This window comes from Actinoplanes sp. KI2, from assembly GCF_025630775.1.
Lineage (GTDB): Bacteria > Actinomycetota > Actinomycetes > Mycobacteriales > Micromonosporaceae > Actinoplanes.
Window position 1 is genome coordinate 89991 of record NZ_JAOSZE010000002.1, and the last position, 14440, is coordinate 104430.

Below are 14440 nucleotides of genomic sequence, written 5' to 3' on the forward strand. Positions count from 1 at the left end.
CCTTCCGCCGGGAGGTGGCGCGCGGGGTCAGTTTTGCTGCCACCACTTGGCGAGCGCCGCGGTGGCCGGGTCGTCGGAGTCGGCGAGGGCGGCCCACGGGTCGGCGCCGGGCGGCAGGTCGGTCGCGTTGTACTCGGCCAGCTCGGCCGGGTGCACCGGGTCGGTGGTGTCGAGCTCGGGGTGCAGGTCGGCGACGCCGAGGCTGCCGGTGTCGATCCAGGGGAAGCCGTCCACGGGTTCGGGCAGGTCACCGACGTCCACGGCGGGCGGGAACGGCGGCTCCTCCGGCGGATCGGCGAGCTCGGGTGCCTCGGTGTGTGCGGCCTCCGGCGGCGGCGCGTCGTCGGCGTCGTGCACGGCGTCGTGCGGGACGGTGTCGTGCGGCACCGCCTCGTGCTCGGCGTCGTGGCCGAGGTCGTAGTCGTGCCCGTCCTCCCACGCCAGATGGTCGTCCGGCGGGGTGTGGTCGTCGAACGGCATCGGGTCGTGGCCGTCGAAGTCGTGATGGTCGAAGCCGAAATCGTGGTGATCCGTCATTGAAACTCCTCGTCGTGCGGGACGGGCGTCAGCGCCCGCGCCCGGATCAGCACGTCATCCACCTGTTTGAGCCGCTGCTGCGCCACCGCCAGCTCCGCCTGCGCCCGGGCCCGCAGCTCGGCCCGCCCGGCCGCGTCCTCGGCGGCCGCCGCGTCGATCTCCGCGATGTGCGCGTCGAGGTCCCGCAGCCGCCGCTCGACCGCGTCGTCCACCGCCACCGACAGCGCGTACTGCAGGTCGGTGAACCGGTTGACGACCTCGTCGGCGAGCGCGGCCCGGGCCTCGCCGAGCACGTCGCGCAGCCAGATGCGGGCCTGCTGCCGGTCGGTCTGCACGCGCCGGCGCCACAGCACGTATCCGCCGGCGGCCAGCCCCAAACCTATGCCGGCCACCGGGATCAGCAGCCCGCCCGCCGCGAACACCGACGCGCCGAGGATCGCCCCGCGCCCGGCCATGAACGCGATCCCGCCCGCGGAGAGCGCGATCAGCGCGTTCTCCCCGGAGCCGTCGCGCGGCGGCGCCGCCGACAGCGCGTGCCGCAGGGTGGCGTTGAGCCGGCCGAGCATGCCCGCGCGTTCCTGCTCGTCGAACACCTCGGCCAGGACCTTCTCGGCGACCTGCCGGAAGGTCGCCTCCAGCTCGACCGACATCTGGGCCGCGAGGGCCTGCAACGCGGCGTCGACCGCGTCCGGCAGCCCGGTCAGCGTCTCGCCGCGGCCGGTGTCGATCCGCTCGGAGAACTGCTGCTGCAGGGTGGCGATCCTGGTCCGCAGGTGGCCGGTGGTCTCGACCCGGGCCCGCTGCGTCTCGGTGCTCAGCAGCAGCGTCCACTGCCGGGCCTCGGTGCGCTTGCGGGCGGCCACCGCGGACCGCTCGGCGCGGACCGCGGCGTTGCGGGCCGGGTCGGCCTCGGCCGCCTGCACCCGGGCGGTCGCCGCGGCGGCCAGCCGCTGCAGGTCGCCGCGGGCGGCGCGCAGCACGTTCGCCAGCTGCAGCTGGTGGCCGCGCCCGGCCAGGTCGACCAGGGCGTGCTGCAGGTCGGCGATCTTCGAGGCGTCGACCAGCGCGGCCTGCTCGCCGGCCGGGGCGTCCAGGGCCAGCTCGGCCAGGGCCGAGGAGACCGGGAACCACGGCGCCGCGCCGAAGCGGGGGGCGTGCGCCTGCAGCAGGTTGCGGTTGTCGTCGGCGATGCGCCGCCACCCCGGGTACGCGTCGATCTTGGTGAGCGCGAACACGACCGCGTCGACCCGCTCGCTGGCGGCGACCAGGAAGTCCAGCTCCGGTTTGGACAGCGGGGCGGACGCGTCGGCCACGAACAGCAGCGCGGTCGCCCGGTCGACGGCGGCCAGGGCCACCGTGGCGTGGGCCGGGTCGAGGCCGCCGACGCCCGGGGTGTCGAGCAGGCTCAGGTAGCGCAGCAGCGGCGCCGGGTGGCTGACCTCGATCCGGCGGGCCCGCTGCTCGCCGGTCGCCCACGGGCGCAGGTCGTCGACGTCGATCGGGTCGGCGGCGCCGGGCAGCCAGGCGCGGGCGGCCGGCTCGCCGGGGACGAACTGCAGGTAGGCGGCGGTGGCCACGGCGGCGTCGACCGGGGACAGGCCGGGCACCCCGAGCAGGGCGTTGACCAGCGAGCTCTTGCCCCGCTTGGTCTCCCCGACGATCACCACGGAGGGCCGGACCAGCTGCCGGCGGTGCAGCTCGGCCAGGTCGGCGCCGGCGTCCGGGTCGGTTTTCTTGACGTACGCGAGGGTGTCGCGCACCGCGGTGTCGAGAGCCCGGGTCAGGTCGGCGGTCATCGGCGCACCTGCTGGGCGAGCAGGTGGAAGCCGCGGTGCGCGACCTGCGCGACCCGGGACTGGGCCGGGCCGGCGCCGGCGACCGCGTAGACCCGCCACCGGTTCGCGGCGGCCATCGCGGCGGCGGCCAGCTCGTCGGCGCCGGCCTGCGGCAGCCGCAGGATCCAGCGTGGATCGTCGGAGGTCGCCAGGCGGGTCAGCTCGGCCTCCCAGCCGGCCGGCAGCGGCACCGCGCCGGTCGCCACCCGCTGCGCCGCGTCCAGCAGCCGCAGCCGATGGTAGGCGGGGTCGCGCAGCAGCAGCTCGACCGCGTCGCGCAGGGCTTCCCGGTCGTGGTCGTCGCGGGCGTGCCCGGCCATCCGCTCGAGCCGGCCCAGCGCCCAGCCCGCCTTGATCGCGTCGGCGCGCCAGCGGAACGCCTGGTCCAGGGTGTGCCGCAGGCGCGGGAAGCCGGACGCCTCGCCGAGCCGGCGGACCAGCTCGCCGGTCGCCAGCTGCGGGTCGGCGGCCAGCTGGGCCAGCGCGAACCCGATCCCGTACAGGTCGAGGCGGGTCAGCAGCCGTTCCCGCTGCTCGGCCGGTACCGGCCCGGGCCGGGTGCGGAACAGGTCGGCCGAGGCCAGCATCAGCCGCAGCTCGCCGGCCGGCAGCCCGGCCAGCTCGCGCAGCGCCGCGCCGTCCGCGGCGGTCAGCCGGCCGGCCTCGGCGGTCTCGGCCAGCAGCCCGACCACCGGCACCACGTCCGAGACCGTCCGGGCCAGCAGGCCCGCCTGCTGCTCGGCCAGCGGCCCGGCCACCGGCCACGGGTCGCCGGCCCCGCCGACCAGGGTGTCGACCTTGCCGAACACGCCCAGCGCGTTGATCGGGCTCGACGCCAGCCGGGCCGAGGCGTCCCGGAACGCGTCCAGCGCCCGCAGGTCGTCGGCCCGCACGGCCTGGGTGAACACGTAGACGACGGCCTCGGCCGCGGCGACCTCGGAGGCCGAGTCGGCGTCGATGTCGGCGTCGAACGGCGCGGCCGACACGCCGACCGCCTCCTCGGCGCGGGCCGAGACCACGGTGTCGGCCGAGGCCAGCCCGGGCGTGTCGACGACGGTCAGGTCGCGCAGCTTCTCGCTGGTCAGGGCGACGTCCACGTACGCGACCCGGCCGGCCGGGACGCCCAGGCGCTGCGGGATCATCCCGTCGTCGTCCAGCGGCAGGCTGTGCCGGCGCCCGTCGCGGGCCACCACGTCGACCCGGTCGGCGCTGCCGTAGCGGAACCGGGTGACCACGCGGGTGCATTCACCCACCGCCGTGGGCGCCACCCGGCGCCCGATCAGGGCGTTGACGAGTGTCGACTTTCCGGCTTTCAGACGACCCGCGATAGCAACCCGTAACGGCTCGCCGAGCCGGTCGGAGATCTGTCTGAGCTGGCCACCGGCCTCCGGCCCGAGACGGCCGGCCATCTCGTCACACAGCGTCGCTACGCTGGCGCTCAGTGGGCCGCTCATGACGACTCGTCAGCCGTGCACACTATCGACGACAATGTGACCACGGCTGTCGCCACCTTGCGACCCTCCCCGAGACGAACGGGCGGGCCGGGCGCCCGCCGCACCACAGCCTACGGACCGGCGCGTGGCACGGGATCCCGTGTTCGTGCCACGAGCGCACAAGGGGGAGTACGCAGGTGGCGCAAGCTCACGACCCGGTCGAGGCCGCTGCGCTGCTGCACCGCCCCGCCCTGGTCGTGCTGGCCGGCCCGCCCGGCTGCGGCCGCACCACCCTGCTGCGCCGCGTCGCCGGCCTGGCGCCCGGCCCGGTCCACGCCGGCGGCGGCCTCGCCATGCTGCGCACCACCCCCGCCCTCGCCCTGTCCCGGGCGGTGCGGGCCCGGCTGCCCGCGCACGACGTGCACCTGCTCGCCGAGGCCGTCCGCTCCCGGGTGCGCGGCGGCCTGCTGGTCCTCGACGACCTGCAGTACACCGACCCGGCCACCCTCGCCGCGCTGCCGCTGCTGGCCGCGCACTGCCGGGTCCTGGTGGCCGTGCGCACCCCGCACCGGCTGCCCGAGCCGGTCGCCGCGGCCCTGCAGCAGGCCGCCACGGCCTGGCTGACCGTGCCGCCGCTGACCCGCCCCGAGGCCCTCGACCTGGCCCGGCGCACCGCGGCGCAGCTCGACCCGGCGACGCTCGAGGCGGTGGCCGACCGGGCCGGCGGCAACCCCCTCGCGATCACCGCGCTGGCCCGGCAGGCCGCCGCGGGCCGCGCTCCCGGCGGGTCCGGCATCGACCAGGTGGCGTACGCGATCGCCGCCGCCCTCGCCGACCTGCCGCGTCCCGCCCGCACCGCGCTGGCCGCGCTCGGGCTGCTCGGCCGGCCGGCACCCGCGGGACTGCTCGGCCCGGGCGTGCCCGATCTGCGCGACGCCGGGCTGATCGTGGCCGGGCCGGGCGGTGACCTCGTGCCGTCCTCGACGTATCTGGCGGAGACCGCGGCCGGGCTGCTCGACGCGGCCGGCCGCGTCGAGCTGCACACCCGGCTGGCCGAGCTGACCCCGCCGGCCGAGGCGGCCCGGCACCTGGCCGCCGCCGGTGACCACGCCGCCGCGCACCGGATGGCGCTGACCGCGGCCGACCGGTCCGCCGGCGGCGACCGGGCGGCGCTGCTGCTGTTCGCCTGCGACCTGGACACCCCGATCGACCCGCGGGTGCGGATCGCGGCGGCCGACGCGGCCCTCGCGGCCGGCCGACCCGCCGCGGCCGCCCGGGTGCTCACCACCGACACCCCGCTGGGCGCGGAGGCGGACGTGCTGCGCGGCGAGGCCCTGCTGCAGGCCGCGGCGCCGGCGGCGGCCCGCGCGGCGGTCACCGGTGTGCCGGACGCGGCGCCCGCGCCGGTCTCCGCGGCCCGCGACCGGGTGCTGCTGCTGGCCGAGCTCGCGGCCGACCCGGCCGCCGCGCTAGAGCTGGCCGGGAAGATCTCGGCCCGCTACCCGCACCCGCCGCCGGGGGTGGCGGCCGCGCTCGCCGCCGTGCACGCCCGGCACCGCACCCCGGGCTGGGACCGTGACCTCGCCGCGGCGGCCGCCGCCGGGGACCCCCTCGTTGCCCGGTGGAGCGCCTGGCTGCTGGTCGAGGAGCTGGTCGCCGACGGGCGGCTGACGGAAGCTGCGGGCGCGGCGCAGACCGCGGCCCGCGAGTGCGCCGACGAGCTGGCCTACGGCTGGCAGACCCGGTTCGCGGCGGCCGCCGACTGGGCCCTCGCCCTGCACGGCGCCACCGGCGGTGAGGGCGAGCAGCCGGCCACCCACCGGGCCGGAAGCCGCGCGGATGCGCAACCCGACGCCGGGATCGGCGCTGCGCCGGGTGCGGCCGCACCGGCGGGGGAGCCCGCCGGCGTACGGTATGAGCGCGAAGCGCCCGATCGGCCGGCGCCGGTGCAGCAGGCCGGACCCGACGCGGTCCTGGCCCGCAGCGGAAATCTCGCCGACCGGGCGATCCCGGACGAGGCCCGCGGCTACGCGACGGCCGCGGCCGCGCTGGTGGAGGCCGACACCGGGCTGCTGGGTGCGGCGCGGGCCCGGCTGGACGCCGGGCCGCGGCATGCGGCGACCGCATGGGTGGCCCGGGAAACCGCGTGGCTGGACGGGCAGCCCGACCGGGCGTTGCGGGCCGACGACGCTGCGGACACCCGCGGGCTGATCTCCGGCCTGCACGCGATCACGGCCCGGTGGGCCGCGTTCGATCTGGGCGAGACGGGGACGCCGCCGATTCCGGCCGATCTGCCCGCCCCGGCCCGGCGGACGCTGACCGCCTGGGCCACCGGCACCGGATTCACCGCTGCGGCGCACGGGTGGCGGCCCGTCGCGGCGCGGGAGGAGATCCGGTGCCTGCTCGCCGCCGGGCTCACCGGCGGTGATCCGGCACGCGCCGTCGCGGCGCTGCTGGAGGCCGAACGGCTCGCCGACGCGGCGGGCCTGACCGTGCTGGCCGGGCGCGCCCGTCGCGGCCTGCGCCGGCACAACGTGCACCGCGACGTGCGCAGTCCCCGGTCCGGGGACCAGCTCACCCGCCGGGAGACCGACGTGTTACGTCTGGTCGCGGCGGGGGAACCCACCCGGCGCATCGCCGGGCAGCTCGGCATCTCGGCCGAGACTGTCGACACCCACATCCGCGCCGGCATGCGCAAGCTCGGCGCCCGCACCCGAACGGAAGCCGCCGCCCTCGTCTTCGCCACCTTCCCCTCCGACACGCTGAAGGACGGCCGGTGACCAGACAGTCCGACGCCCCCCGCCATGTCGTCGCCACTCCGGCGGACGCCGACACCGTGCTGCGCCGCCTGATCCGCGACGGCTGGGTGGCCCGCGACGGTTTCGCCCTGCCCGACCCGGCCTGGGACGTCAGCGGCAACCGCCTGGTGCTGCACGGGCGGATCACCGACCCGGAGGCGCTGCAGCTGGCGGTGCTGGCGGCGGCCCGGGGCGCGGGGATCGTGGCGATCTGCGACGCGGAGTCCCCGCTGGGCCGGGCGCTGATCGACGACCTGGCCCGGCTCGGCCCGGTGCGGCAGGGCCCGGCGCCCGAGCCGAACGACCACAGCGCGGTCGCCGACCTGGTGCCCGAGCAGCGCGCCCTGCTCGACCGGCTGGCCGCCGGGGACACGATCGCGGCGGCCGCGGCGGCCGAGTTCCTGTCGCTGCGCACCGCGAACCGGCGCATCGCCGAGGCCCGGCAGTTGTTCGGGGTGCGCACCACCCGCGAGGCCGTGTTGGCCTACCTGCGGCAGCGCGGCCCACAACCGTGATCGATATCGACTAGGGTGACCGGTCGGATCAGGACCGGTACGGGGGGCGGACGTGACCACGGAGGCATGGCCGACAAGCGCCCGGCTCGACGCGCCGAAGGTGCTCGAGCGGATCGCCTCGATCACCGGGGTGCGGCTGGTCCTGGAAGGACCGGCGCCCGGCGGTGAGGTCGGCGCGGCGTTCGTGCGCTGGCCCGACGGGCGGCGCTCGGTGCTGACCGCGGCCCGCACCCGCAGCGCGGTGCTGGTGGACCGGGCCCGCGAGGCCGGGGTGCCGACCCCGCGGCACGAGCTGACCGCCCGGGTCGACGGGGTGCGGGTCGTGGTGCAGCAGCGGCTGCCGGGGGCGCCGCCGTCCAGCGTGGACGCGGGTCTGGTGCGGCAGATGCTGCGGGTCAACGACCAGCTGGCCGGGGTGCTCGCCGGGGAACCGGACCCGCGCCCGGCCGAGCTGTATCTGACCTCGGACGGTCCCGGGTTCTGCCTGCACGAGCCGCTGTCGGCGTTCGACGCGCGCTCGGCGCGGCTGCTGGCCTGGGTGCACGAGGTCGGCGCGGACGGGTCGCACATGGTCGGCGACGACCTGACCCACATGGACTTCCACCCCTGGAACGTGCTGGTCGACCGGGGCCGGCTCAGCGGGGTCGTCGACTGGGACGGGGCGCAGCGCGGGGACCGGCACTTCGATCTGGTCACGCTGCTGTTCTACCTGCGGGCGCACGCGCCGGCGCTGGCGGCGCTGGTCGAGGAGCGGCTGAGGTTGCTGCCCGCGCGGCGGATGCGGGCCTACTGGGCGCACATGAGCCTGCGGCAGGTGGACTGGTCGATCCGGCACCATGACGCGGCGACGGTGCGGCGGTGGCTGACGGTGGCCGAGGAGGGCATCGCGGCGCTGTGAAGCCGGTGGTGGTGGTCGGCGGGGGGATCGTCGGGGCCTGTGTCGCCTACCAGGTCGCGCGGGCTGGAGTTCCGGTGACGGTGATCTTCCGGGACGGTGGGGTCACGCCGCTGTCGTTCGCCTGGATCGGGACCGGTCCGCCGTGGCCCGGCGGCGCCTCCGACCTGTCCGGATTTATCCTGACGGATTGGTTGGCGCTGGCGTCGTCCGTGCCGGGCGTCGACGTGCGGTGGTCGGGCGACGACGGGGCGGTGGACCCGGTCGCGGTGACCCGCGCGCTGCTGCGGGCCGCCCGCGGGCTGGGGGCGCGGACCGTGTCCGGGGCGTCGGTGAGCGCGGTGCGCGACGGCCTGGTGTCGTCGTCGGCCGGGCAGCTCCCGGCGTCGACCGTGGTGGTCGCGGCGGGGACCGGCACGACCGGGCTGTGCCCGTCGGTTGCGGTGCCGGCCTCGCCGGCCTTCCGGCTGCGGGTGCGTGCGCCGCGCGGCCTGGTGCCGGGCATCGTGGCGACAGAGCATTTCGACGTACGCGAGGCGAGCCCCGGGTTGTTGCTGGCGACCGCGCCGCTCGGGGCGGACCGGTCGCCGGCCGGGCTGCGGACCCTCGCCGGGCAGACGACCGACCGGCTGCGGGCGGCGTTCGGCGGCGGGCCGCGGCTTCCCGGCGGCGAGCTGCGGCTTCTCGACTGGGCGGTGGGGCAGCGGCCGATGCCGCCGGGCGGCCCGGTGATCGGGTGGGTGTCGCCCGGCGTGTACGTGGCGGTCATGCACTCGGCGATCTGCCTGGCCCCGGTCGCGGCCCGGCTGATCGCCGAGGAGATCGTCACCGGCCGGCCCTCGCCGGCGCTGGCCGCTTGCCATTCCCGGCCGGTGTGATGCAACCTTCCCGTCCTCCGCGGAGTAGATGCAGTGGTCGAGGAGAGGGGGCGTGGTGGTCCGAGCCGGCTGGGAAGACCAGTTCGTCGAGTATTTCCGCGCACGAGCGCAACCGCTGCGCCGACTTGCCTACGCGTTGTGCGGTGACTGGCACACCGCCGAGGATCTGGTGCAGCTCGCCTTCGTCCGGTTGTACCGGCGCTGGCCCGGCATCCGCGACGAGACGGTGGACGCCTACGCCCGGCGGGTGCTGGTCAACGCGTTCCTGACGCACCGGCGTGCCCGGCGGCGGGAGTCGCTGATGGCCGACCCGCCCGAGCGGGCGGCCGGTGGCGCCGACCCGACCGACCGGCTGGCGGTGCGCCGGGCCCTGGCCGGCCTGGCGCCGCGGCAGCGGGCCGCGGTGGTGCTGCGGTACCTGGAGGACCTGCCGGTGGCCGAGGTGGCCGCGCTGCTGCAGATCAGCGAGGGCACGGTGAAGAGCCAGACCGCGCGGGCCATCCAATCCATGCGGGGCGCGTTCGACGGCTCCGCGCTCACCAGGGAGTAAGCGATGCAGGAAACGGACATGCGCCAGGCGCTGACGGAGTACGTGAGCGACGGCGAACCGGCGATGGGGCTGACCGCCGCCGCGGTCCTGACGGCCGGCCGGCGGTCGCGCCGGACCCGCCGGCTGGCCGGGGTCGCCGGGGCCGGGCTGGCGGCCGCGCTGGTCGGGGCCGGCGTGGTCGTGGTCGCCGGCGGCGGTTTCCCCGGTTCGGACTTCGCGGCGGCCGCGCCGTGCCCGTCCCCGCCCGGATCCCGCCCCGCCGGGTCGGTCGCGGCCGACAAGCCGCTGTCACCGGAGCTGGCGCGGTGGGCGGCCACGAGCCTGACCTGCTACCTCAGGCAAGAGGTGCCGCGGCTGCTCCCGGCCGCGAAATTCGCCCAGGTGCCGGGGGCGAAGGCCGGCCCGCTGACCGGGTTCTCCCTCGGCGGCGAACCGCCCTGGGGCAACCGGGTGGACGCGCTGGCCCTGATCCGCGATGCCGCGGGAACCGGCGACCTGACCGTCACGGTCGGGGTGGTGGACCAGTCGGACGCGGCCCGGGAGAAGGAAAGCTGCCGGACCGAGAAGGCCGCGAAATGCACCGTCCAGCGCGGCCCGAACGGCGAAACCGTGCTGCTGGGCACCGAACGCGACCCGCTGCCCCCCGACAACCCGCGAAACTACGTCGTCCGGGTCTACCGCGGGCACAGCGAGATCTACGTGCAGGTCTCGAACACCGACCGCCAACCGGCGAACGGCGGGGCCCCGGCCGCGACCCGGCCGAAGCCTGTCCTCTCCGCGGACCAGGCCGTCCAGTTGGCCCTCTCGCCCGAGCTGTACCTCTTCCCGTAACGCCCGCCGGTTCCCGTAGTGCCGCCGGCTCAGTCCGCGCGCCGGCCCACCCGCAACACGCTCAGGTACCGGCGGGCCGCCCGGTCGCCCATGCGGGTGCGGATGCGCTCGGCGATAGCGTCGAGCAGCGGCTCACGGACGGCGGGATCGAGCTTGCGGCACAGCGACTGCGTGCGCAGCAGCTCGGCGAACCCCGCACCGTCGAACCACTGAACGGTCGGGTACCAGCGCACGATCGGCGGGTCGAACAGGCCGCCGGGGTCGTCGACCGCACCCCAGCCCCGGTCGCTGCCGCGCACCTCGGCCTCCGTCGGCGGATGACCCCAGTCGGGGTTGCCGGGGGAGAACTTCTCGTGCAGGTCGGCCGTCTCCGCGTACACCTCCGGCTCGCCGGGCCGGCGGACGACCACGTGGCCGAGCAGCACCATCCAGCCCCCGGGGCGAAGCACCTCCCGGGCCCGCCGCCAACCGACCGCCGGATCGACCCAGTGCCACGACGACGCGGCCACGACGACGTCGAAGCGCCGGCCGCGGTCGCCCCACTCCTCGAAGGTCGCCCTCTCGACGGTGACGTTGCCGAACTCGCCGAGCCGCCGGGTCGCGAGCGCGGCCATGCCTTCGCCCGGCTCGACGGCGGTCACCTCGCAGCCGAGCGCGGCCAGTGAACGGGTCGCCTGACCGGTGCCGCAGCCGATCTCGAGAACCGGCGACCCGGCGCCGATGCCGGTGACGGCGACCAGGTCGGCGAAGAGCTCGCCGGGATACCCCGGCCGGACCCGGTCGTACAACTCCGGCACCTCGTCGAACAGCCGGCCGATACCACGCCGGTCCGGGTCCGCCACCACATCACCCCCGCCGAGCCGGCCTGCCGGTATCGGACCAGCCTACGGACCACGCGACGGCGCCGAGAACCCTAGGCCGTGGTCGGGTTGCGGGGCCGGATCCGGGAGTTGTCGACCGCGCGGGTGTGGTCGACCTCGTGCGGCAGCTGCATCTCACCGGGCCGCAGCGCGGCGAGGGTCTCGTCGATCCCGTCCATGATCAGCCGGGTGGACTTCATCGCCCGCGCCCCCGGCGTGCCGGTCACCTGGGACAGGTCGACCGGGTGGTCGCCGAACCGGACGTGCACCACCGGCCGGCGCCGCACCGCCCGCAGCAGCGACCGGCCGATCCCCACCGGCGTCGTGTACGGCAGCACGGTGTGCGTGTTCCACTGCGCGACCGGCAGCACCGGCGCACCGGCCGCGGCGGCCATCCGGGCCACGCCGGTCTTGCCGCGCTCGGGCCACATCCACGGGTCGAGCCCGATCCGGCCCTCCGGATAGACCAGGACCATCGCGCCCCCGCGCAGCGCCTCCACGGCGGCCGGCAACGCGTCGGCGACATGCGCGGTGTTGCGGTCGACCCGGATGTGCCCGGCCGCACGCATCGCCGCCCCGGCGACCGGCGCGTCGAAGATCCCGCCGGTCGCCATGAACTTCGGCGCTATCCCCGCCTTGTGACACGCGGCGGTCATCACGACCGGGTCGAACGGGCTGATGTGGTTGGCCGCCAGGATCAGCGGCCCGCCGCGCAGCGACTCCGGCACCCGCCCGGACACCCGCAGCCGGCACAGCGGCACAATCCCGACCCGGGCCAGGAGCAGCATGAACCGCCACACGAACGGCGCCCGTTGTGCATCTTTCCCCATAAGGCCGCCCATGATGCCATGCCGGCACGGCCGGCCAACCGGCCTCCCCGAACTCGGCCGCCCGGGCCGCTACGGCTTCCCGCCGGCCTCCCCGAACTCGGCCGCCCGGCCGCTACGGTTTCCCGCCGGCCTCCCCGAACTCGGCCAGCCGGGCGCCACCCTCGCCGTTACGGCATCCTGCCGGCCGCCATCTCGCCGCTCCAGCCTCCCTCCGGCCAATCGCCGCTCGCCGCCACGGCTTCCTGCCGGCCGCCGCCTCTCCGCTACGGCCGCCCACCGGGCACTCGCCGCTACGGCTTCCCGCCGGCCTCCCCGAGCTCGGCCAGCCGGGCCTCCACCTCGGCGAGCTCGGCCCGTAACCGCTGGGCCTGCTGCTCGGCCTCGGCCCGCTCGGCGGCCAGGATGTGCTCGACCGCCTCCTGCACGCCGGGCACGTCGACCAGCGACACGATCCGCAGCGCCTCGGCCGGGCGCACCACATACGGCTTGGCGAGCACCTTCGACCCCTGCGACGCCGCCACCGTCCACTCGCCCTCGCCGTACGCGAGGGTGACGGTCAGCGCCGGGGCAGGTTTCGCCTTGACCGGCCGGGTCGCCTTGCGCTGCGCTGGTGGCGCGGTATCCGTCACGGGCCGTTCCTCACTTTTCGGCGCCGCCGGCGGCGCCGGCGGCTTGTCGATCACGAACTCGGGCATCGGGGGAGCGGGCGGCGGCGGGGGAGCGGGCACGGCCTTCTTCGCGGCCGCCCCGCGCGGAGCCACCCGCAGGTCGCCGGGGGAGAACGGCAACTCGTCCTTGCCGAACCGGACCACCACGAAGTCGTCGCCGGCCGCCGGATCCGCCAGGTCCACCACCTGGCCGATCTGCCCGGCGACCTGCCCGGCGGACTCGGTGAACTGCACCCGCGGCCGGCGCCCGGCGGCCAGCCCGGCACGGATCGTCGTCAGTTCTTCGGCGCTCAAACCCCGGGCCACGGCACCCACCCACTTCTCTCGTACGTTTGTGCGAATCTTTCTATCAGGCCCCACCGACAATTCGCTCGTCGCCACACCCGCGAAACCCCTACGGTGTCCACGAAGCCCGGCGAAAGGACATCATGGACATCCTCGCCCAGCAACGCGACTATTACCGGCAACGCGCCCCCGAATACGACCAGTGGTGGCGCCGCGAAGGCCGATACACCCTCGACGACCAGGCCAAGCAGGGCTGGGACGCGGACATCGCCGAGGTCACCCGGGCCCTGGCCGCGTTCGCACCCACCGGCCACGTGCTCGAACTGGCCGCCGGCACCGGCTGGTGGACCGAGCGGCTGACCGCGCACGCCACCCACATCACCGCCGTCGACGCCAGCACCGAGACCCTGGCGATCAACCGCGAGCGCACCGCCGCCACCGGCCAGGTCACCTACCGGCAGGCCGACATCTTCACCTGGACCCCGCCCGAGTCGACGTTCGACACGGTCTTCTTCGCGTACTGGCTGTCCCACGTGCCCGCCGAGCACCTGGACGCATTCTGGGCCAAGGTCGGCCACGCGCTACGCCCCGGCGGCCGGGTCTTCCTGATCGACAGCTACCACCCCGAGCGCATGCCCGACGACCTGCAGCGGCGCCGGCTCAACGACGGCCGCGAGTTCCAGGTCGTCAAACGCTTCTGGCAGCCGGCCGAGCTGGAGGCAACCCCCGGCTGGCGGCTGACCGCCCAGATCACCGCGCACCGCCACGTCATCCACGCCCACGGGGCGCCCGCCCGGTGACGCAATACTCCCGCCCGGCCGGATCCCGCAACGTCGTCCAGTCCCCGGGCACCCGCCGCACCACCCTCGCACCCAGGCCGACATGCCGCTCCACCTCGGCGTCAACCTCATCACAAGCCAGATCCAGATGTACGCCCGCAGCACCCGCACCCAGCCGCTGCAGCAGAAACCGCAACGGCAGCCCCGGCCCGCCGTCCAGGAAACGGAACTCCGGCAGATCCGAGTCACCCAGCCGCCACCCGGTCAGCCCCGCCCAGAACGCCACCTCCGCGTCGTAACCGCCGGCCGGCACGTCCAGGCTCACCTGGTCGACGACGCTGGCCTGCCCGCCCGGCCACCGCACCGCCGGCGGCGGCGTGCTCTCGCCGCGCCACGGCACGACACAGAACACGATCCCGGCCGGCGACCGCAGCACCACCAGGTCGCCGGCCTCGCGCAGCACGGCCGCACCCAGCGACCCGGCCTCGGCCGCCGCCGCCGGCACGTCGTCCACGTGCAGATCCAGATGCGCCCGCGGCGGACCGTCCCGCACCACCTGCACCCGCAGACACGCATCGCCGCCGGCCGGCAGCAGCGTCGCGAACGTACCGCCGTCGCGCCGCGCCGACAGCGTCGAGCCGGTCACCGCCAGCCAGAACCCTTCGGCCTCCCGGCCCGGCGTGTCGAGGAAACCCGTGATCCACCGAATGCGCATGCCGTGGACGGTAAACCAGCACCGTTGTCCA

Annotated in this window: 14 protein-coding genes; 7 read left to right on the plus strand and 7 right to left on the minus strand. The window is 76.1% G+C overall.

Annotated features, from left to right (window positions below):
• Positions 1-27: 27 nt before the first annotated feature.
• Genes ODJ79_RS02095 through ODJ79_RS02105 form a run of 3 tightly spaced genes read right to left on the minus strand, consistent with a single transcriptional unit; the run spans position 28 to position 3826 of the window.
• On the minus strand, positions 28-537 hold the full coding sequence (locus tag ODJ79_RS02095; protein WP_263021560.1) for a hypothetical protein: 510 nt from the start codon (positions 535-537) through the stop codon (positions 28-30).
• Positions 534-2333, minus strand: a complete 1800-nt coding sequence (locus ODJ79_RS02100; RefSeq protein WP_263021561.1) for a dynamin family protein — start codon at positions 2331-2333, stop codon at positions 534-536. The genes ODJ79_RS02095 and ODJ79_RS02100 overlap by 4 nt, the downstream gene beginning before the upstream one ends.
• Positions 2330-3826, minus strand: a complete 1497-nt coding sequence (locus ODJ79_RS02105; RefSeq protein WP_263021562.1) for a dynamin family protein — start codon at positions 3824-3826, stop codon at positions 2330-2332. Before ODJ79_RS02105 ends, ODJ79_RS02100 begins: the two co-directional genes overlap by 4 nt.
• A gap of 176 nt (positions 3827-4002) precedes the next feature.
• On the opposite strand from ODJ79_RS02105, the gene ODJ79_RS02110 reads away from it, so the two are divergent.
• The 6 genes from ODJ79_RS02110 to ODJ79_RS02135 are packed head-to-tail and all read left to right on the plus strand — an operon-like array spanning position 4003 to position 10272.
• Positions 4003-6585 (plus strand): LuxR C-terminal-related transcriptional regulator, encoded by a 2583-nt coding sequence (locus ODJ79_RS02110; protein ID WP_263021563.1) that lies wholly within the window; start codon positions 4003-4005, stop codon positions 6583-6585.
• A complete protein-coding gene (locus ODJ79_RS02115; RefSeq protein ID WP_263021564.1) occupies positions 6582-7118 on the plus strand; it encodes a LuxR family transcriptional regulator in 537 nt (178 codons plus the stop codon). The genes ODJ79_RS02110 and ODJ79_RS02115 overlap by 4 nt, the downstream gene beginning before the upstream one ends.
• Before the next feature lie 52 nt (positions 7119-7170).
• Complete coding sequence (locus ODJ79_RS02120; RefSeq protein ID WP_263021565.1) at positions 7171-8016, plus strand: phosphotransferase enzyme family protein; 846 nt, start codon at positions 7171-7173, stop codon at positions 8014-8016.
• Positions 8013-8891 (plus strand): NAD(P)/FAD-dependent oxidoreductase, encoded by an 879-nt coding sequence (locus ODJ79_RS02125; RefSeq protein ID WP_263021566.1) that lies wholly within the window; start codon positions 8013-8015, stop codon positions 8889-8891. Before ODJ79_RS02120 ends, ODJ79_RS02125 begins: the two co-directional genes overlap by 4 nt.
• 52 nt (positions 8892-8943) lie before the next feature.
• Entirely contained in the window at positions 8944-9441 is a 498-nt protein-coding gene (locus ODJ79_RS02130; RefSeq protein WP_263021567.1) for a SigE family RNA polymerase sigma factor, read from the plus strand.
• A 3-nt stretch (positions 9442-9444) separates the two neighbouring features.
• Entirely contained in the window at positions 9445-10272 is an 828-nt protein-coding gene (locus tag ODJ79_RS02135) for a hypothetical protein (protein ID WP_263021568.1), read from the plus strand.
• A 29-nt stretch (positions 10273-10301) separates the two neighbouring features.
• On the opposite strand, the gene ODJ79_RS02140 is transcribed toward ODJ79_RS02135, so the two are convergent.
• The 3 genes from ODJ79_RS02140 to ODJ79_RS02150 all read right to left on the minus strand — a co-directional run bounded on the left by ODJ79_RS02140 (position 10302) and on the right by ODJ79_RS02150 (position 12936).
• A complete protein-coding gene (locus ODJ79_RS02140) occupies positions 10302-11114 on the minus strand; it encodes a class I SAM-dependent methyltransferase (RefSeq protein WP_263021569.1) in 813 nt (270 codons plus the stop codon).
• Positions 11115-11185: 71 nt separating this feature from the next.
• On the minus strand, positions 11186-11962 hold the full coding sequence (locus ODJ79_RS02145; protein ID WP_411267249.1) for a lysophospholipid acyltransferase family protein: 777 nt from the start codon (positions 11960-11962) through the stop codon (positions 11186-11188).
• 290 nt (positions 11963-12252) lie between these two features.
• On the minus strand, positions 12253-12936 hold the full coding sequence (locus tag ODJ79_RS02150) for a hypothetical protein (protein ID WP_263021570.1): 684 nt from the start codon (positions 12934-12936) through the stop codon (positions 12253-12255).
• Positions 12937-13058: 122 nt separating this feature from the next.
• Between ODJ79_RS02150 and ODJ79_RS02155 the strand changes: the two genes are divergently transcribed.
• On the plus strand, positions 13059-13715 hold the full coding sequence (locus ODJ79_RS02155; protein WP_263021571.1) for a class I SAM-dependent methyltransferase: 657 nt from the start codon (positions 13059-13061) through the stop codon (positions 13713-13715).
• Here ODJ79_RS02155 and ODJ79_RS02160 read toward each other — a convergent pair.
• Positions 13684-14409 carry a VOC family protein gene (locus ODJ79_RS02160; RefSeq protein ID WP_263021572.1) on the minus strand — a complete coding sequence of 242 codons (726 nt, stop codon included), beginning with the start codon at positions 14407-14409 and terminating at the stop codon, positions 13684-13686. The two genes, ODJ79_RS02155 and ODJ79_RS02160, sit on opposite strands and share 32 nt — an antisense overlap.
• Between the last annotated feature and the right edge of the window lie 31 nt (positions 14410-14440).